The organism is Carnobacterium iners (genome assembly GCF_900177385.1).
GTDB classification, from domain to species: Bacteria; Bacillota; Bacilli; order Lactobacillales; family Carnobacteriaceae; genus Carnobacterium_A; species Carnobacterium_A iners.
This window is the reverse complement of the sequence record NZ_FXBJ01000002.1, coordinates 2,230,004-2,248,300: the sequence shown is the minus strand read 5'-3', so window position 1 is coordinate 2,248,300 and position 18,297 is coordinate 2,230,004. Positions and strand designations below refer to the sequence as shown.

The window sequence follows — 18,297 nt, the reverse complement described above, 5'->3', positions numbered from 1 at the left end:
ATACGTTTTTTTAAAACAAGATTGGGGAGAATAAAATGAAAAATAAATTATTGAAGGTTATTACAGGTTTAGGTTTACTAGGATTAGCTTTGTCAGGTTGTGGCGAAGATTCGCGGGAAAAAGATAGTTATGAGGCAATAATGGGAAAAGGTGAAATTATAATGGGATTAGATGATACCTTTGCTCCTATGGGCTATAGAGATTCGAGTGGTGAAATTGTTGGGTTTGATATTGATTTAGCTAACGAAATTGGAAAGCGTATGGAAGTTAATTTTAAATTTCAGTCAATTGACTGGGCCTTAAAAGAGACAGAATTAAATGGTGGAAACATTGATGTTATCTGGAATGGCTATACAATAACTGAAGAAAGAAAAGAAAAAGTTTCATTTAGTAGTCCTTATTTAGATAATAGCCAAATTATTATTGTTCTAAAAGATAGTCCAATAAAAAATAAAGCTGATTTAAAAGATAAAACGATAGCTGCACAACAATCATCAAGTGCTGTCGATGCTGTCATGGCTGATGAAGAAAATGTTATAGAATCATTTAATAATGGAGAAATAGTTCAGTATCCGTCTAATAATGATGTTTTTAATGATTTAGCATCTGGTCGTAGTGAAGCAATTGTAGTGGATGAGACGTTAGGGCGATATTATATGAAACAAAATAAAGAAATTGAATATAGAGTTTTAGATGAAAATTTTGGTCAAGAAGAATATGCAGTTGGACTACGCAAATCAGACGATAAGTTAAAACAAGCTATAGATGAAAATTTAGCAGATATTAAAGAAGATGGAACCTATGATAAAATATATGATAAATGGTTTGAAGAATAAAAAACATTATTTAAATGAAGCATACCTCGGTATGCTTCATTTAAATAATGTTATTATAGAAGGCTAAGCTAATGAAAATACATATTATTTGACTATTTTATAAGAAAAGAGGAAGAGTATGGAACTAATTAATGATATTATGCCAGCTTTACTGAGTGGTTTAGGTACAACAATGCAATTATTTTTTATTATCTTTTTCTTAACTATTCCCTTAGGATTTCTAGTTGCTTGCATCAGAATTTATTCTCCGAAATTTATATCCTGGATTATTCAACTTTATATTTATATTATGCGTGGTACGCCTTTATTGCTTCAATTAATGATTGTATTTTTTGGCCTTCCATTAGTCGGGATTACATTTGACCGGTTTGTAGCAGCTATTATTGCATTTGCTTTAAATTATACAGCCTACTATGCTGAAATATTTAGAGGTGGTATCCTATCCATCCCACAGGGGCAGTTTGAAGCCATTAAAGTTTTAGGAATTGGAAGAGTACAAGGTTTTAGAAGAATTATTATTCCGCAAGTTCTACGTACCGTTCTTCCTTCTGTCGGAAATGAAGTTATATCACTAGTAAAAGATACTTCTTTAGTTTACATATTAGGCCTTGGGGAACTTTTGAGAGCGGGACAAATTGCAGCTAATACGTACGCCTCATTGCTTCCTTTTGTAGCAGTTGGAGTGATTTATCTTTTTATTACAGGGATAATAACGGTTATTCTAGCTATTATTGAAAAGAAAATTGATTTTTAAGGAGCGGATGAAATGGTGTTGAATGCACAAGGAATCACTAAAACATTTAATAAGATAAAAATAATCGATAACTTTGATTTTAATATAGATTATGGCGAAATTATATCATTAGTAGGTGAGTCTGGAACAGGTAAAACGACTTTTATGAGATTATTAAATAATCTTGAAGAGTTAGATAAAGGCGTTATTTCAATAACTAATGATTTTCTTTATAAGAAAACAACTGAAGATCGGGCTGAATATACTTCGAAAAAGGAACGGAATCGTTATGGTAATAAGATTGGAATGGTATTTCAAGATTATCAGCTATTTCCTAACTTAACGATTCTCCAAAATTGTCTTGAAGCACCTGTTCAGAAAAAACTAATGACGATAAAAGAAGCAACAAAAAAAGCTGAAAACTTACTAAAACAGATGAATATATTAGATAAAAAGGATGCATACCCTAAGACCCTGTCAGGTGGACAACAACAAAGAGCTGCAATTGCACGTGCAATGATGTTAAGTCCAGAAATTCTGTGTTTCGATGAACCGACATCTGCTCTAGATCGACAGTCTTCAAATGGAATTGGTGAAATGATACAAACGATAGCTGCTACTGGAACAGGTATATTAATTGTTACCCATGATATTGAATTTGCAGATAAATTTAGTACAAGAAGCCTCTCTTCTGAAACTTTTTTGAAAAAAGAGAAAACTATTGATTGACGTACAAGTCTCTTTTTGGTATGCTACTACTGTTGTTAATGTGTAGCACCACAACTACAACCGCGCGGGAATGAGTTTAGAAGTCCAGTAATGGCACTCACGACGGCGAGTCTAAGTCTAATAAGGAGGTGCGAATAAATGTACGCAATTATAAAAACAGGTGGAAAACAAATTAAAGTTGAAGTAGGCCAAACAATCTATATTGAAAAATTGAATGTTGAAGCTGGTGAAACAGTTATATTTGATGAAGTTATCTTAGTAGGTGGCGAAGAAACAAAAGTTGGTGTTCCAACTATTGATGGAGCTGTCGTTGAAGGTACAGTTGAAAAACATGGTCGTCAAAAGAAAGTGACAACTTTCGTTTACAAACGCAGAAAAGACTCACATCGTAAACAAGGACATCGTCAACCTTATACAAAAGTTATGATTAATGCAATCAACCTATAAGGGAAGTGGTGTTTGTGAATGATTCATGCATTTTTTAAACGGAATGAAGAAGATAAGATTGTTTCTTTTGAAGTTACGGGGCATGCAGGGTCAGGAGCTTACGGAACTGATATTGTTTGTGCAGGTGTATCAGCTTTAACAATTGGAGCAACAAACAGTTTATCTGTTTTGGGAGAATTTACTCCTTTAGTTGAAACAAATGATGAAGTTGAAGGTGGATACCTGTTTGTTGAATTACCATTGGAAATCAATGAAAAACAATTTATTACTGCGCAGATTCTTTTGGAAAGCCTTCTTTTATCTTTAAAAAGTATAGCAGAAGAGTATCCCGAATATGTTAAATTAACTCGAAATTAAGATTAAAAACAGGAGGTGCAATTAAAATGTTGAAAATGAATTTACAATTATTTGCCCATAAAAAAGGTGGCGGATCTACAACTAACGGTCGTGATTCTCAATCTAAACGTTTAGGTTCTAAACGTGCAGATGGTCAAACTGTTACCGGCGGATCAATTTTATACCGTCAACGCGGTACTAAAATCTACCCGGGTAATAACGTAGGAATCGGCGGAGATGACACTTTATTTGCTAAAGTTGATGGCGTTGTTCGTTTCGAACGTAAAGGCCGCGACAAAAAGCAAGTATCTGTTTATCCAGCTGCTCAATAATTTAACAAAAAAGCTCTTCTATTTTGTAGAAGAGCTTTTTTTTATTATTTATTTTAAAAGAAATAGGAATACTTTAAAAGAAAATGACTGATTTAATGACTATTATTTTAAAGTTCATAAAGAGTAAGACAATCATCACAGTACTTCTCGTTTTTTTAAAAGTTATAGATGAATATAAAGGTGTAAATAAGATACAAAGAAGTATCTGGGCTTTTTTTATTTTAATAGTCTATTTACTGCTTAAAAGTCTCAATCTGCTATTTTGCTATGGTTAATGGTATGATTAACCCGAGATAAATATTTAAAAAATAGAGAAATAAAATTTGAAATGAGTCTTGAAAATTAAAGCTTTATTCGGTAGAATAATACAGGTAGTAAATAAATTTAAACAGATAAATAAGTCTGCTTAGAGAATAAACTAAGTTGCTAAGTAGCTATAAATTAAGAAAAGAGGTTGATAAAGTGTCTCAAAAAGAGATTGAACGTTTATTTTCAGAGTTAGATACTTCAGTTCAACTATTACAGAAAGAATTAGGTGTTTCATATTTAGAAGGACTTTCTGAAACTGGAGAAAATATTGTGGATGGAAGAAAAGTAGCACAAGATAGTGATCGGCTTTCTGATCAAGCAGTGAAAGTATTAACGAGTCTTTATCAAAAATTGCCTCTAAATAAGATGGATTCAGAAGAAATAAGAAAAAGTTTTCAGTTAGCTCTTTTAAAAGGTGCAAAAAGCGACCAAGTACAAGCGAATCATCAGATGACACCAGATGCTATTGGTTTTATATTAGCTTACTTAATTGAAAAAGTTATTGATGCGGATATAAAAAAAATTCGCCTACTTGATCCAGCAATTGGAACAGGAAATTTATTATCGACCGTTTATAATAGTTTAACTTTGAAAAAAATTGAAGTTGAGGTTGAAGGGATAGACAATGATGATTTATTGTTATCATTGGCTTTAATTAATTTTGAACTTCAAGGACAAAAACTTAAATTAACCCATCAAGATGCATTAACTGATTTGTTACTTGATCCAGTAGACGTCGTTGTAAGTGATTTACCAGTTGGTTTTTATCCAATAGACGAAAATGCTAAACGATTTAAAACGAGTTCAAATGAAGGCCATTCTTATGCTCATCATTTATTTATTGAACAAAGTATCTATTATTTAAAGGATAGTGGCTATGGCGTTTTCTTAGTTCCTACACAATTATTTGAATCAAAAGAATCCGCCGCATTAACTAAAATGATTCAATCCGAAGCGTTTCTTCAAGGTATGCTTCATTTACCGAAAGAATTATTTAAATCAGAACAGTCAAGAAAATCTATTCTTTTAGTTCAGAAAAAAGGTGGTAAAGCAAAACAAGCAAAACAAGTTTTGTTAGCTCAGATACCTGATTTTAAAAACCAAACTTCTATGCAACATTTCATGCAAGAAGTTGAAAATTGGAAACAAGAAAATATAAAAATATAAAATAAAGGGGTTCTCATTATGTCAAAAACAATTGCAATCAACGCAGGTAGTTCTAGTTTAAAATTTACTCTCTACGAGATGCCAGCAGAAGAAGAAATTGTATCTGGAATTATTGAAAGAGTAGGCTTAAAAGACTCTGTATTTACAACTAAATACAAGGGTGAAAAATATAAAGTAATTGAAGACATTAAAAATCATGAAATTGCAATACAAATGGTTTTAGATAAATTAATTGAATTAAAAGTAATAGAAAACTATGAAGAGATTACAGGAGTAGGGCATCGTGTTGTTGCTGGTGGAGAAATTTTTAAAGATTCAGCTCTAATTACTGATGAAGTGATTGCTCAAATTGAAGGCTTAGCAGAATTTGCACCACTACACAATCCTGCAAATGCTACGGGGATCAAAGCATTTAAAAAATTATTACCAAATATTACTAGTGTAGCAGTATTCGATACCTCATTTCATGCATCTATGCCAAAGGAAAATTATTTGTATAGTATTCCAATGAGTTATTATGAAGATTTTTCTGCTCGTAAATATGGAGCGCATGGTACGTCTCATAAATATGTTTCAGAACGTGCAGCTGAGATGTTAGGTAAGCCACTTGAAGATCTTAAATTAATCACTTGTCATTTAGGTAATGGAGGCTCTATTACAGCTGTTAAAGGTGGTAAATCAGTTGATACATCGATGGGCTTTACTCCTTTAGCAGGAATTACTATGGGAACTCGTTCTGGTGATATTGATGCATCTATCTTACCATTTTTAATGAATAAATTAGGTCTTACTGATGTTAATGAAATGATCTATATTTTGAATAATAAATCAGGGTTACTTGGTCTTTCTGATATTTCTAGTGATATGCGTGACGTAGAAGAAGCAGCAGAAGAAGCTGGAAATGAACAAGCACAAACGGCTTTAGATATTTTCTATAACCGTGTACAAAAATACATTGGTCAGTATTTTGCTTTGTTAAATGGTGCAGATGCTATTGTCTTTACAGCAGGAATCGGAGAAAATTCTCCTGAAACACGTCAAATTATCATTGATGGTATCAATTGGTTTGGAGCAGAAATTGATGAAGAAGCGAATAAAGTAAGAGGCAAAGAACGTATTATTTCTACTTCTGATTCAAAAGTAAAAGTATTGTTAATTCCAACTGATGAAGAAATTGTTATCGCACGTGATGTAGAAAGATTGCGTAAGTAATCTCTATTTAATAAAAATAAAGAGAGTCCTAAAAAGTGAAATGCTTTTTAAGACTCTCTTTATTTGAACAAATTATGATTTTGCAACGTTATCTAAGTCAGTTCTAACAATTAAAACATCACATGCAGCATGTCTAATAACGTATTCAGAAACAGAGCCTATAAAAATACGTTCAACAGCATTTAAACCAGTTGCTCCTAATAAAATCAAATCAATTTCTTTATCTTCCGGTATTTGTTTTGCAATTAAAACTTTTGGTGAGCCATATTCGATAGAGTAACTAATATCTGTAACTCGATGATTTTTAGCATAACGTACATACTCTTCTAAAGTAGTAGTAGCTTGTTCATTAGCTTTTTCAGCCATTGAACCATCAAACGTAGAAATACTTTGAAAAGCTCTTGTATCAATTATATGAGCTAAAATTAGCGAAGAATTATTTCGTACAGCAACTTGGACACCTTTTTTAAATGCAAGTTCGGCCTCTTTGGAACCGTCAATAGCGACTAAAATTCGATTATATTGTTGTAACATATAAATCACTCCATTCTAATAAGTTTATTAAACAAGTTGATAGGTACTTTTAACTACTTCTATTGTACCTTAAATAAATCCGTTTTCATAGAATTTACATTCAATGTTTGTGTCAAGTTTTTCTCGAGCGTCCTATTACCATGCTAGTTTAGACGTTTTATTCTTGTACACTCATCAGCTACCGCACGGCTACGCCGCTTGCTGGCCCATCTTTTGGGAGAAGGTTCCTAAAACCAGGAACCTTCTCCCAAAAGACAGGAATTAACGAAAACTTTTAATTAATTGTCCTATTGCTGATGAACGGGAGGCATATAACGGAATAGTCCCATTTTTTGCCCCGACTGACTGCCGTGTTTTCTCATGCAATAACGACGATAAACGAACCGTTTGGTTTAACTTACGTTGATTTCTCGCACTTCTATTTTGTTGGTGAAGATAGGCTTCACGCAAGGTGTGATTAAACATCCCTTGTTTTACCTTTACCATAGCTTCGCAACCTTCTGCGCTCCAATGCATTCCTCGCTTTTTCATGCGAAAAGAGATACGTCGTTGATTGGACTCCATTGCGCCTAAACCTCTTGCGTCCTTCGGCGCTTGTTCTACTTTTTCGCGCCAATCGAAAATTCGATCCCAATTTCGTACTACATAGGTTCGAAATGTAGTCAGTTTTTCCACTGCAGAAGTTTCATCTAGCGTACTTTCATACGTATCCAACCAAATAGTTAACTGATCTAAATCATGCGTCTTTAATGCTTGTTTGACCTGCTGTTTAAAAATGGTAGTTTTCACGCCAAATGCACGGTTTAACCCTTGAAAAACATGATAAGAGTCTAGCTGATTTAAAACAGGGTAGTTCGATTGAGAAAAAGCTTCTTGGAATTTGTCTGCGGTATACCCTTGTCCGCCGTCACTATTTGTAATGATTTGAGCTTGTTGTAAGGCATAATGATTCGCTGTAAAGGCTTGAATCTCTGCCCAAAAACCAGCGGTTTTTTTAGTCGTCATAATGGCTTTGGGTTCCTTTAAAGAGACGCGTTTTCCATTTTTATTCCAGCCTTCATAAAGGATGGCATGACGAACTTCTAAGCTCTTTTTCTTTTTTGTCCCACGGACAAAAACTCCATCAGCCTCGGCATAAAGATAGTCTACCTTTTTTCCTTCCGGCAACTCAGCTGATTCTTCTAGTTCCAATACGCTCTCTTCATCTTCACGTGCTTGTGCGGATCCAACGCGTTTGAGAAGACTACCGACTGTTTGATGACTAATCGTAACAGCTGTCCATTCATTTAACATATTTGCAGTATCTCTATAAGTAACTTTACTCGCCAACTCTGCCACTTTTACTTCTACTAATGGACTATGGCGTTGATATTTCCGAATACCTAGCCAGTCATCTAGCGGATAATGATTTTGACTCTCTTGATCTATCATCAAGGTACGACAATAACGAACAGACCCAAAAATAAACTGAACGGTTTTCCAATCTTCTCGTTTCACTTTCCAACCTTCCTCTTGTTTCTGCTCTTTGATTACCTGATTGAGATGAGTGAAGACATCTCCTACTAATTCAGCGAATACTTCATACATACAGACTTGAATAGCTTCTTCTGTCTCTATTAAATTGCTTGAATCCTTTATTATTTGGTAAACCTTTGATATAATCTTATTCATAAGAAGGCCTCTTTCATTTATGTATTTGCCGCTCAAGCATACATTTATGATAGAACGTCTTCTTTCTTTTTGCTAGTAAAAAATAATAGTATCTCGAGAACTATTTTACACATACCATTCAATAGATAGTTAAGATAAGAGAATCGAATAAAATTACATAAAATAATATAAGCTGAAAATAAAAATAAGTATAAAAAAACTAGCTAAACTTAAAACACTAAATGAAAACCAAATAGAGGGATAGAAAATTGGGATAACACTAGCAAAGGCTAAAAAAGTAAAAAATATACCAAAACTAAAAAAAAGTTATGAGTAAATTTTTTTCTTTCAACGTTAGTTATCGGAATGAAAACGATTGCATTACCACTTATTAAGAAAAAGGGTAATGAGAATAAAAGAAATGCGAAAACGCCAAATAGAATTTGTAGTAACATACCAGTTTATCCCTTCTGTCAATAGCTAGGATTAGTTTTTTTTAGTAGTTTAGAGGTGATAAAATAGAAAAAAGCCACTCAATAAAGAATGGCTTTCAAAGTTTTTCAACTTTAATAAGAAATCCGGTGATGCCGTTTATACGTCCAGGTTGTATTGAACCCGCATTTAGCAGGTGGGCTCCACTGTCAAACGTCTAACTACCAAGTGAAAAGGCTTGTTATTTGCTTGAGTCAGTTTGGATCCCAAGGTATTATTAATTGTTCGGTCAACACATGTTGGACGTGACGAACATCTCAGAATTCTTATCTTTATACTAGCATGCACATAAGATAATGTCAATAATTTAAGAGTCCTTAAGAATATGGAATATACCTATATTACAGCAAAGATAGCGCTATCTCATTATTTCCTTTGATTGATTTTACTGTATTGTCTTGCTAAAGCATCTTCATATTTTCCAGTATGATTTGGATAATAGTAAATAGCTTTTTGTAATTTATTAGGTAAATACTGTTGTTTAACCCATGCTTCTGGATAACTGTGAGGATACTTGTAGCTTACCCCACGATCTAACTTTTTTGCACCTTTATAATGAGAATCTCTTAAATGATCCGGTACGTCACTACTTTTTCCAGAACGAATATCTTGCAAAGCTGCATCAATTGCAATAATAGAAGAATTTGATTTTGGTGAAAGACACAAATCAATCACTACAGTAGCTAACGGGATTCTAGCCTCCGGAAAGCCCAGTCTTTCGGATGCTTGGATTGCTGTAACTGTCCTTTGAGCAGCAGAAGGGTTAGCTAGTCCAATATCTTCATAAGCAATGACCATTAACCTTCTTGCAATAATGGATAAGTCACCTGCTTCAATCAATCGGCCTAAGTAATGCAAAGATGCATTAACATCACTGCCTCTAATAGATTTCTGAAGTGCTGAAATAACATCATAATGAGCATCGCCATCTTTGTCATGGGTCAAGGCTTTTCGCTGAATGCATTCTTCTACAATATCTAGAGTAATTTGAATGATTCCATTATCATCTGGATTAGTAGACTTAACGGCTAACTCTAATCCATTGAGAGAGCTTCTCAGGTCTCCGTTAGTTGCTCTTGAGAGGTGCAATAAAGCATCATCTGTGATGCGAACGTGGTATTTACCTAAACCTCGCTCCCTATCTTCAAGAGCAGAATTTAGAGCTAGTTGTATATCTTCAATAGAAAGCGGCTTTAATTCAAAAATTTGGGCTCGACTTCTAATAGCAGGACTAATTGAAATATAAGGATTCTCGGTCGTTGCTCCAATTAAAATAATCCGACCACTTTCTAAATGTGGCAATAAAAAATCTTGCTTGGGTTTATCTAAACGGTGGACTTCGTCAAGCAAAAGAATGACAGAACCACTCATTTTTGCTTCTTCAGCAACGATTTGTAAATCTTTTTTGTTGTCAGTAGCAGCATTCAACATACGAAAAGCATATTGAGTAGAACCCGCAATAGCACTTGCAATACTTGTTTTTCCAGTACCTGGAGGTCCGTATAAAATCATAGAAGAAAGCATTTTTGCATCGACCATACGTTGAATAATTTTACCTGGTCCTACCAAGTGTGTTTGTCCAATAATTTGATCAATTCGAGTAGGCCGCATAAGGAATGCCAAAGGTTTATTCATGTTTTACACCTCCATAATAGTTACCTTATTAGTATATCACTTTAAAAGTTTAGCATCTAGTTAGAAGGAACGTTTGTTTGTATAAATTATTAATTTAAAATGATAAAAAGTAAGTAATATTCCCTATTATTAAGGAATTATGCTATCATTAATTAAAAGAAAAAGTGAAGTCGTTTAATAGAAAAATAAGATTTTCTTAGAATTTTCGGTTTATAAAGGAGTGGGAACCATGGGGGGAAAGTTAGAGTTAAAAGAAGATTCATCTTTCATTGTACCAGAATTATCTAACATCGAAATAAAGGCAAAGTTGGAAGCTGAAAATATATTAAATGAAGCTTACCGTCAAACGGATAGTATCTATCGGCAGGTTCAAGAGCAACTAGTTGAATTTAAACAGAGTATCAAACAGTCTAAAAAAGAAATAGAAAAAGAAAAACAAGAAAATATCCAAGATACCGAGAAAAAAACGGCACTTTTAGAAGTTAATTATGCTGTTAAAAAGTAACTGTTAAAAAAATAATTTGAGCAAGAAGAAGTACAAATAGATATCTGGTTTAAAAATAAAACTATTGAATTCGAAAATAACTTAACTAGAAAAAACAAGATTATCAAAATGAGGTGGATGGTTATTTAGACTACTTGAGCAAAGAGAGCGAGTGGCTTGCTTTAGACCAAGAATAACTTGATATCAATTCAGAAAGTAAAGAAGTTAAATTGTTTTTTATTTTGCAAGAAAAAAGAGAACAGTATGAATTAGAATTAGCTAATCAATTAGATTAGTATACTAAACCAACGAATGTCAAAAAAATAAAGGTTTAAAGCTTATTATAGCCATAATTCTTTTTATCGAACAGTTGTTATTTAACTTTTTAAGAAAAAGAATTTGCAATTGAATCAAGAATGCCTATACTAATAGCCTGTGCAGCATTGTATTTATTTTATATTTATTTAGTACAAGGAAGAAAAGAGAAAAAAATAAAAAACGAAAAAACACAATTATTACAAACGATGTTGATTGGACAGTATGCAAAATTTAATGAGCAAAAAAAATTCAGATAAAATAGAGCGTTCTTTTGCTGGTGATTTTAGATTTTTAACTCTCATGCAACCGGATCTAAAAGAATCAGAGATAAAGCGCACAGTTTTAGAATCAGAAAATATAGCGCTGAGAAAGCATTCGCTGATGAAAAATACAACAGAAGACTCATTTTGATAAGTTTCAAAAAGGGATAGGAGTAATAGTAAAGATGACTGAAGTATCTACATTCAAACAAGTCAAAGAATTTCATGCTGTTTTTAATCCAACAGATAATAGTACTCCAACAGCGCTTACTTCAAAAGAAGCACTCAATCGGGCGAATTTTTCAACAGAAGAAATAATAGAGTTCCTATATGCAAGTGTGCAAGGAGATTTGATTCTATTTGAAAAAATAATCCAACAATGGGAGTACACTATTAATAAAACAGTAGCAAAAATAAAAATAGAAAAAAAAGAGGTTAAATCAATTTTAGTTGGCCAAGTAGATGCTTTAATAGATGCCAACTACTTTAATTATGGTTCTTTTGTTTTAATGGGCGTAGACCCAACACCCATTTCAACCATCGTACATGAAGCTAATATGGGGAAATTATTTCCTGATGGCAAGCCTCACTATCGTCTAGGGGACGGAAAAGTACTAAAACCAAAAAATTGGGAACAAGAATATGCTCCAGAAACTAGAATTGAAACTGAAATTGAAAAACAAATTAAAGAAAAAAGAGGTAAATTTTAAAATGAAGACAATTAAAGACAATATTAAAGAAATTGAAATGGATCAAGCATTTCATCAAGCTATTTATGGAATCGAAAAAGAAGGATTGCGTGTTTTAAATTCTGGAGAGTTGTCTTTAGCAAAACACCCATCTGAACTTGGGAATCGTTCTTTTCACCCTTATATACAAACAGATTTTAGTGAAACGCAATTAGAACTAATCACTCCTCCACTTCATTCTATCTACGAAACGAATCGTTGGCTGAAGGGTATTCACGATGTTACGCTCAGAACAATTCCTAAGGATGAATTTATCTGGCCGATGAGCATGCCAGTTCCTTTACCGGAAGAGTCTATCATTCCAATAGCGGATTTAGATAATCAGGACGCAGTAGCTTATCGAAATCATTTAGCAGCTAAATATGGAAAAAACAAGCAAATGCTAAGTGGGATACACTACAATTTTGAATTAGATAAAGAGATGATGCGACAATTGTACTTAAACCAAAAAGATTATACTAATTTAGTTCAGTTTCAGTCATTTGTTTATTTAAAACTGGCAAGAAATTTTTTGCGTTATCGTTGGATTTTGACTTATCTATTAGGGGCAGCTCCAGTAGTCGATTCTTCTTTTTTTAAAAATAAAAAATGTGAGATGACCCTTCCGGAAAAATACATCAGAAGTATCCGCTGTAGCCACTTTGGCTACGCTAATTCAGAGGATGTTTCTATCTCCTTTGAGTCCGTTGAAAAGTATGTTGAAAATTTAGAAACAGCTGTAAATGAAGGTAAGCTATCTGAAGAAAAAGAATTTTATTCAGGTGTTCGTTTAAGAGGAACTAAAAAAGCTCGTGAGATGCTAGAGCAGGGAATTTCTTACGTAGAATTAAGGATTTTTGATTTAAATCCTTTTAGTGCTTTCGGAATAGCAGAAGAGGACATGCAGTTTATCCACTTATTTTGCATGCTAATGATTTATAAAGAGGAATCGGCTACGATGGCAGAAGTCGAAAAAGGGAAAGAAATGAGTGATTTAGTCGCATTAGAATACCCATTTGATACTACTCATTACCATCAAGAAGGAATTGAACTTATCAATCAAATGATAAAAATGATTCAAGAGACTAATGGGTCGCGTGATCAAATAGACTGTGTCCAACAGGCTAAAGATAAACTTGAAAAACCAGAAATGACACTAGCAGCTCGAATGATAAAAGGAATTGAAGAGAGCGGAGATTATGTTTCTTTTGGTATGAAACTCGCCAAAAAATACAAAGAAGAATCACTTGAAAAACCTTATATAGTAAGAGGATTTGAAAATATGGAATTATCAACACAGTTGCTTATTTTTGATGCCATCAAAAAAGGAATAACAGTAGAAATTCTAGATGAAACAGAACAATTTTTAAAATTAAGTTATAAAAACCAGATTGAATATGTCAAAAATGCGAATATGACATCTAAAGATCAGTACATTGCTCCTTTAATTATGGAGAATAAAACTGTTACAAAAAAAATTCTAGCTAGCAAGGGATTTAACGTACCAGCTGGTGAAGAATACCATGATAAAAGTGAAGCTGAAAAAAATTATTGGCTCTATAAAAATAAAGGCATTGTTATAAAGCCAAAATCCACTAATTACGGAGTTGGTATCTCTATTTTTAAAGAGGGTGCTAACTTTGATGCTTACCAATCAGCTTTAGATTTTGCCTTTAAAGAAGATTCAACTATTTTAGTAGAAGAATTTATTGAAGGAACAGAATATCGTTTCTTTGTATTAGATGGTAAAGTTGCAGCAATTTTATTGCGTACACCTGCCAATGTTATTGGTGATGGAAAACAGACTATAAAAGAATTAGTATCAGAAAAAAATAAAGATCCATTAAGAGGAACTAATCATCGTGCACCGTTTGAAGAGATTCAATTAGACGAGATTGAGCAACTCATGTTAAAAGAACAGGGATATACTACTGAAAGTATTCCTAAAAAGGATAACCAAGTGTTCTTGCGTGAAAATTCAAATATGAGTACTGGTGGAGATTCTACTGATGTAACAGATAGTATTGATGAGTCTTATAAAAAAGCAGCAGTAGAAATGACCGGAATAATAGGAGCAAGAGTTTGTGGAGTAGATTTAATTATTCCAGATTATAATCATATTTCTACAAAAGAAAATCCTGGTTATACTGCACTTGAAGCGAACTTTAATCCAGCGATGCATATGCACGCATACGTATCAAAAGGAGAAGGACGACCATTAGCAATGGGTATTTTAAAAATGCTTTTCCCTGAAATAATCTAATGTTTGATAAGGAGAGATTCGACAAACTTGTTGATAATCTCTTTTTATCTTTACTCTTTAAAGTAATACCATGACGATAAATAAATTAACACGGAGGGTAACAATGGAAAGAATTTATTTTGATTACGCTGCAACTAGCCCTGTTCATCCTGAAGTAATAGAAGTTGTTCATGATGCCATGATCAATCACTTTGGTAATGCATCAAGTATTCATCACCTTGGAAGAGATAGTCGCCGTATGATGGATAATGCTAAAAAGGTATTTGCCGATAGTATTGGTGCTAAACCAAACGAAATTGTTCTTACAAGTGGTGGTACTGAAAGTGACAATACGGCAATCATAGAAACAGCTTTTGCTCGTGAAAAAGAAGGTAAACATATAGTTACGACAGTTATTGAACACCATGCCGTTTTAAAGCCAATGGACTATCTTGAAAAATTAGGATTTGAGATTACTTATCTTTCTGTAGACAAATACGGAATGATAGATTTAGAAGTATTAAAGGAAGCTTTAAGAGAAGACACGATACTTGTCTCTATCATGTACGGAAATAATGAAGTAGGCTCATTATCAGCTATTAAATCGATAGGAGAAATAATAGTAGAAAGTGTGTCAACAGCTTATTTTCATACAGACGCTGTTCAAGCTTATGGCTTAGAGTCAATAGATGTAAAAAAAGAATCCATTGATTTATTATCTACATCAAGTCATAAAATAAGTGGGCCTAAAGGAATTGGATTTTTATATATAAATGAAGCCATTCACTTACCAAGTTTCATGCTTGGTGGTGAACAAGAGATGAAACGTAGAGCAGGAACAGAAAATATTCCTGCAATAGTAGGATTTCAAAAAGCAGTAGAAATAGCACAATTAACGAAAGAATCACGCAGAAATGAGTATGATAGTTTTAGTCATCGTTTAATCCAACGATTAAATGATCAGAAAGTTGATTTTGAAATAAATGGCCATCCAGATAGTCGTTTAAAACACATTATTAATATTTGGTTTAAGGGAGTTTCTTCAGAAAAGTTATTATTATTAATGGATTTATCTGGTCTTGCTATTTCTGCTGGCTCAGCTTGTACAGCTGGGAATATTGATCCTAGTCACGTCCTAATAGCGATGTACGGAAAAGAAAGCCAGCGAGTAAAAGAATCAGTTAGAATTAGTTTTGGAATAGATACAACCATGAAATCAATTGATTATTTGGTAACTGAACTAATCAAATTAACGAATAAATTAAAGAAATAAAGAAGATATTAGGTAGTACGATTAATTCAATAATTATGATATAGTAGGTATAGTAAAAAAACTAAATGAGGTGGATGATTTGGCATTTGAAAAAGTAGCAAAACTTCAAGGATCAGAGGATGTATATGCACTTAGTCCAGATTTAAAGAAATATACGTTAAGAGATAACTCTTTCGAAGAATTAAAAACAGGTAATTTTCAGTATCTTCGGACACTTACTAGTGATTCAGCAGTTAACCAAGAAGTAAAATTAAAGATTATAATATCCGAGGACTTATCTAAACTAAAAATAGCAACAACGACTATGAATGGTTTAAGGCCAATCATCATTTATAAAGGCGATGCATTTAAAGAAATACGTGAAAAATATGAATTTATTATGCAAGATTTTTTAAACAAAAGCATTTTGGAAAAAAAATAAACCGAATATTGAGAAGCATGGAAAAAGGGGTGGTACCTATTTTCATGCTTCTTTTTAGAGGGAAAGCTAGTTAAGTATTCTTGCTTTCTTCCAAAAAGTCAGTATAATGAACTAGACTGAAAAGATACGACCTTCAAATCGTTAAGATTTTCAGAATCTAGTTGAAATGATGGTGAAAGTATGAAAGACAACAGCAATACACGTGTTGTAGTAGGAATGAGTGGTGGAGTAGATTCGTCTGTCACAGCTCTTTTACTAAAACAACAAGGCTATGATGTAGTAGGAATTTTCATGAAAAATTGGGATGATACAGATGAGTTTGGAATGTGCACAGCAACAGAAGATTACAATGATGTTGCATTAGTTGCAAATCAAATTGGCGTTCCTTACTATTCAGTGAATTTTGAAAAACAATATTGGGACAAAGTATTCCAGTACTTCTTAGATGAATATAAAAAAGGTAGAACACCTAATCCTGATGTCATGTGCAATAAAGAAATTAAGTTTAAAGCTTTTTTAGATTATGCAATTGAATTAGGAGCAGATTATGTTGCGACAGGTCATTACGCCCAAGTGGAACGTGATAAAAAGGGCATAACTCATATGTTAAGAGGAATCGATAATAATAAAGATCAAACTTATTTTTTAAATCAATTATCACAAGAACAATTAGCTAAGACATTATTTCCATTGGGTCATATGGAAAAAAGTGAAGTCCGTAAGATTGCAGAAGAAGCTAACTTAGCAACAGCTAAGAAAAAAGATTCTACGGGAGTTTGCTTTATCGGGGAAAGAGATTTCAAAAAATTTTTAATGAACTACTTACCAGCTCAACCTGGTAAAATGTTGACACCAGATGGTGAAGTAAAAGGAACACATGACGGCTTGATGTACTATACAATTGGACAAAGGCAAGGATTAGGAATCGGCGGTGGTGGGGAGTCTAGTGAACCTTGGTTTGTCATTGGAAAAGACTTGAAGTCAAACACACTATTTGTCGGACAAGGATTTCATCATGAATGGTTATATGCTACTCACTTGGATGCGACCGATATTCATTTTACAATAGATAAAAAACAAGCAACAACATTTAAATGTACGGCTAAATTTCGTTATAGACAAGCTGATACAGCTGTTACGGTCCATTTAAATGAAGATGGGACAACAGCTAGAGTTGAATTTGACGAACCTGTTCGTGCGATTACTCCTGGACAAGCAGTTGTCTTCTATGATGGTATGGAGTGTTTAGGTGGAGGCACAATTGATGCGGCTTATAACACATCAAGAGAATTACAATACGTTTAATATTCTAGAGAGACAGGACGCTATTTGTTCTGTCTTTTTTCTATTTTGATTTTAAAAAGAATGGTGATAAAGTGGAGATAGAAAAACGAGTTTTTTTAGTGTAAAATAGTGGGAGTTGTAAAGGAGTGAGCAAAATGAACCAAAATCATAAAGCTTTTCAATTATGGGAAAATGGCCAATTGAATGAAGCTATTCAGTTATTATTTAAAGAAATTGAAAAAAACAGCGAGAATAGCGATGCCTATTGTAATTTAGCTAGTCTTTTGATTTTGGCTAAGAAATATGAGGATGCGCAAGTTGTTTTAGAAACCGCTCTTAAAAAGTACCCTAAGCAATTGGAATTGCTTTATGCATTCGGTAACTTATATTATCATAAAAATAATGCTATAAAAGCTTTAGACTACTTTATTAAAGTTTTTAATGGAAATGAAGTTCGTTTAAAAGAGGATGCAACCATCATGATAGGACAGTGTTATTTAGTACTAAACAATCCTAAAAAAGCATTAGTTTATTTGTTGTTAGCTCATGAAAATAATAAAAAAGATAATTCAGTCATCCTGCTATTAGGTGATTGCATGATGCAAATTAGCTATTTTAATGAAGCAAAAAACTACTATATAAAATCGTTGAAATTATCACCTGACAATGATGAAGCTTTATTTAAAAGAGGATTAGTAGGTGCAGCTTTGAAAGAAAAGTCAGAGAATTTTACTAGTTTTTTTGAAAAATCAAAAGAGCTTGATCCCAAAAAATATGAAGAAAGACTTTATCAACTAAAAGAGATAGAATCATTTATTTTTAGCCAAAATAACAATATAAAAAAAGAGACATACGATAGAAGGGATGGATAAAAG

19 protein-coding genes, 1 other RNA gene and 1 other annotated feature are annotated in these 18,297 nt (G+C 33.1%); of the genes, 16 read left to right on the top strand and 4 right to left on the bottom strand.

Going from position 1 to position 18,297, the window contains the following annotated elements; all coding sequences use genetic code 11:
* Positions 1–35 precede the first annotated feature (35 nt).
* The 8 genes from B9Y54_RS10760 to B9Y54_RS10725 all read left to right on the top strand — a co-directional run bounded on the left by B9Y54_RS10760 (position 36) and on the right by B9Y54_RS10725 (position 6,101).
* The gene (locus B9Y54_RS10760; RefSeq protein WP_085560235.1) at positions 36–836 is read left to right on the top strand and encodes an amino acid ABC transporter substrate-binding protein; all 801 of its coding nucleotides are present in this window, start codon (positions 36–38) and stop codon (positions 834–836) included.
* 118 nt (positions 837–954) lie between these two features.
* Positions 955–1,590 carry an amino acid ABC transporter permease gene (locus tag B9Y54_RS10755; protein WP_085560234.1) on the top strand — a complete coding sequence of 212 codons (636 nt, stop codon included), beginning with the start codon at positions 955–957 and terminating at the stop codon, positions 1,588–1,590.
* Between the two features lie 12 nt (positions 1,591–1,602).
* Positions 1,603–2,298, top strand: a complete 696-nt coding sequence (locus B9Y54_RS10750; protein WP_085560233.1) for an amino acid ABC transporter ATP-binding protein — start codon at positions 1,603–1,605, stop codon at positions 2,296–2,298.
* A 48-nt stretch (positions 2,299–2,346) separates the two neighbouring features.
* Positions 2,347–2,421 (top strand) — a sequence feature (ribosomal protein L21 leader region).
* 15 nt (positions 2,422–2,436) lie between these two features.
* On the top strand, positions 2,437–2,745 hold the full coding sequence (gene rplU / locus B9Y54_RS10745; RefSeq protein ID WP_085560232.1) for a 50S ribosomal protein L21: 309 nt from the start codon (positions 2,437–2,439) through the stop codon (positions 2,743–2,745).
* Positions 2,746–2,763: 18 nt separating this feature from the next.
* Complete coding sequence (locus B9Y54_RS10740; RefSeq protein ID WP_085560231.1) at positions 2,764–3,102, top strand: ribosomal-processing cysteine protease Prp; 339 nt, start codon at positions 2,764–2,766, stop codon at positions 3,100–3,102.
* Between the two features lie 26 nt (positions 3,103–3,128).
* Positions 3,129–3,413 (top strand): 50S ribosomal protein L27, encoded by a 285-nt coding sequence (gene rpmA, locus B9Y54_RS10735; protein ID WP_085560230.1) that lies wholly within the window; start codon positions 3,129–3,131, stop codon positions 3,411–3,413.
* 462 nt (positions 3,414–3,875) lie between these two features.
* Positions 3,876–4,889: a class I SAM-dependent methyltransferase gene (locus B9Y54_RS10730; RefSeq protein WP_085560229.1), complete on the top strand. Its 1,014-nt coding sequence runs from the start codon at positions 3,876–3,878 to the stop codon at positions 4,887–4,889.
* Positions 4,890–4,907: 18 nt separating this feature from the next.
* Positions 4,908–6,101: an acetate/propionate family kinase gene (locus tag B9Y54_RS10725; protein WP_085560228.1), complete on the top strand. Its 1,194-nt coding sequence runs from the start codon at positions 4,908–4,910 to the stop codon at positions 6,099–6,101.
* A gap of 72 nt (positions 6,102–6,173) precedes the next feature.
* Here B9Y54_RS10725 and B9Y54_RS10720 read toward each other — a convergent pair whose 3' ends face one another.
* The 4 genes from B9Y54_RS10720 to B9Y54_RS10705 all read right to left on the bottom strand — a co-directional run bounded on the left by B9Y54_RS10720 (position 6,174) and on the right by B9Y54_RS10705 (position 10,412).
* Complete coding sequence (locus B9Y54_RS10720) at positions 6,174–6,635, bottom strand: universal stress protein (protein ID WP_085560227.1); 462 nt, start codon at positions 6,633–6,635, stop codon at positions 6,174–6,176.
* 261 nt (positions 6,636–6,896) lie between these two features.
* Positions 6,897–8,306: an ISLre2 family transposase gene (locus B9Y54_RS10715; RefSeq protein ID WP_085560165.1), complete on the bottom strand. Its 1,410-nt coding sequence runs from the start codon at positions 8,304–8,306 to the stop codon at positions 6,897–6,899.
* Positions 8,307–8,856: 550 nt separating this feature from the next.
* Positions 8,857–9,044, bottom strand: a non-coding RNA gene (gene ssrS, locus B9Y54_RS10710) — 6S RNA.
* Positions 9,045–9,143: 99 nt separating this feature from the next.
* The gene (locus B9Y54_RS10705) at positions 9,144–10,412 is read right to left on the bottom strand and encodes a replication-associated recombination protein A (RefSeq protein ID WP_085560226.1); all 1,269 of its coding nucleotides are present in this window, start codon (positions 10,410–10,412) and stop codon (positions 9,144–9,146) included.
* 229 nt (positions 10,413–10,641) lie between these two features.
* Here B9Y54_RS10705 and B9Y54_RS10700 point away from each other — a divergent pair, with 229 nt between their 5' ends.
* The 8 genes from B9Y54_RS10700 (at position 10,642) to B9Y54_RS10670 (ending at position 18,294) form a co-directional block, all read left to right on the top strand.
* Positions 10,642–10,917 carry a hypothetical protein gene (locus B9Y54_RS10700; RefSeq protein WP_085560225.1) on the top strand — a complete coding sequence of 92 codons (276 nt, stop codon included), beginning with the start codon at positions 10,642–10,644 and terminating at the stop codon, positions 10,915–10,917.
* Between the two features lie 531 nt (positions 10,918–11,448).
* Positions 11,449–11,625, top strand: a complete 177-nt coding sequence (locus B9Y54_RS12360) for a hypothetical protein (protein WP_159446084.1) — start codon at positions 11,449–11,451, stop codon at positions 11,623–11,625.
* 34 nt (positions 11,626–11,659) lie between these two features.
* Positions 11,660–12,184 (top strand): pyrophosphohydrolase domain-containing protein, encoded by a 525-nt coding sequence (locus tag B9Y54_RS10695; RefSeq protein ID WP_085560224.1) that lies wholly within the window; start codon positions 11,660–11,662, stop codon positions 12,182–12,184.
* 1 nt (position 12,185) lies between these two features.
* Complete coding sequence (gene gshAB, locus B9Y54_RS10690; RefSeq protein ID WP_085560223.1) at positions 12,186–14,465, top strand: bifunctional glutamate--cysteine ligase GshA/glutathione synthetase GshB; 2,280 nt, start codon at positions 12,186–12,188, stop codon at positions 14,463–14,465.
* Between the two features lie 103 nt (positions 14,466–14,568).
* Positions 14,569–15,717 (top strand): cysteine desulfurase family protein, encoded by a 1,149-nt coding sequence (locus tag B9Y54_RS10685; RefSeq protein ID WP_085560222.1) that lies wholly within the window; start codon positions 14,569–14,571, stop codon positions 15,715–15,717.
* 79 nt (positions 15,718–15,796) lie between these two features.
* Positions 15,797–16,138: a cysteine desulfurase gene (locus B9Y54_RS10680; RefSeq protein WP_085560221.1), complete on the top strand. Its 342-nt coding sequence runs from the start codon at positions 15,797–15,799 to the stop codon at positions 16,136–16,138.
* 180 nt (positions 16,139–16,318) lie between these two features.
* Positions 16,319–17,443, top strand: a complete 1,125-nt coding sequence (mnmA, locus tag B9Y54_RS10675; protein WP_085560220.1) for a tRNA 2-thiouridine(34) synthase MnmA — start codon at positions 16,319–16,321, stop codon at positions 17,441–17,443.
* 134 nt (positions 17,444–17,577) lie between these two features.
* Complete coding sequence (locus B9Y54_RS10670) at positions 17,578–18,294, top strand: tetratricopeptide repeat protein (protein WP_085560219.1); 717 nt, start codon at positions 17,578–17,580, stop codon at positions 18,292–18,294.
* The last annotated feature ends 3 nt before the right edge of the window (positions 18,295–18,297 follow it).

Excerpts from the sequence above, each read along its gene's own strand:
- B9Y54_RS10695 (WP_085560224.1), top strand. The coding sequence starts at position 11,660 with ATGACTGAAGTATCTACATTCAAACAAGTCAAAGAATTTCATGCTGTT.
- B9Y54_RS10725 (WP_085560228.1), top strand. The coding sequence starts at position 4,908 with ATGTCAAAAACAATTGCAATCAACGCAGGTAGTTCTAGTTTAAAATTT.
- B9Y54_RS10740 (WP_085560231.1), top strand. The coding sequence starts at position 2,764 with ATGATTCATGCATTTTTTAAACGGAATGAAGAAGATAAGATTGTTTCT.
- B9Y54_RS10715 (WP_085560165.1), bottom strand. The coding sequence starts at position 8,306 with ATGAATAAGATTATATCAAAGGTTTACCAAATAATAAAGGATTCAAGC.
- B9Y54_RS12360 (WP_159446084.1), top strand. The coding sequence starts at position 11,449 with ATGAGCAAAAAAAATTCAGATAAAATAGAGCGTTCTTTTGCTGGTGAT.
- B9Y54_RS10685 (WP_085560222.1), top strand. The coding sequence starts at position 14,569 with ATGGAAAGAATTTATTTTGATTACGCTGCAACTAGCCCTGTTCATCCT.
- rpmA (WP_085560230.1), top strand. The coding sequence starts at position 3,129 with ATGTTGAAAATGAATTTACAATTATTTGCCCATAAAAAAGGTGGCGGA.
- B9Y54_RS10705 (WP_085560226.1), bottom strand. The coding sequence starts at position 10,412 with ATGAATAAACCTTTGGCATTCCTTATGCGGCCTACTCGAATTGATCAA.
- B9Y54_RS10760 (WP_085560235.1), top strand. The coding sequence starts at position 36 with ATGAAAAATAAATTATTGAAGGTTATTACAGGTTTAGGTTTACTAGGA.
- gshAB (WP_085560223.1), top strand. The coding sequence starts at position 12,186 with ATGAAGACAATTAAAGACAATATTAAAGAAATTGAAATGGATCAAGCA.
- rplU (WP_085560232.1), top strand. The coding sequence starts at position 2,437 with ATGTACGCAATTATAAAAACAGGTGGAAAACAAATTAAAGTTGAAGTA.
- B9Y54_RS10700 (WP_085560225.1), top strand. The coding sequence starts at position 10,642 with ATGGGGGGAAAGTTAGAGTTAAAAGAAGATTCATCTTTCATTGTACCA.
- B9Y54_RS10750 (WP_085560233.1), top strand. The coding sequence starts at position 1,603 with ATGGTGTTGAATGCACAAGGAATCACTAAAACATTTAATAAGATAAAA.
- B9Y54_RS10670 (WP_085560219.1), top strand. The coding sequence starts at position 17,578 with ATGAACCAAAATCATAAAGCTTTTCAATTATGGGAAAATGGCCAATTG.
- B9Y54_RS10755 (WP_085560234.1), top strand. The coding sequence starts at position 955 with ATGGAACTAATTAATGATATTATGCCAGCTTTACTGAGTGGTTTAGGT.
- mnmA (WP_085560220.1), top strand. The coding sequence starts at position 16,319 with ATGAAAGACAACAGCAATACACGTGTTGTAGTAGGAATGAGTGGTGGA.
- B9Y54_RS10720 (WP_085560227.1), bottom strand. The coding sequence starts at position 6,635 with ATGTTACAACAATATAATCGAATTTTAGTCGCTATTGACGGTTCCAAA.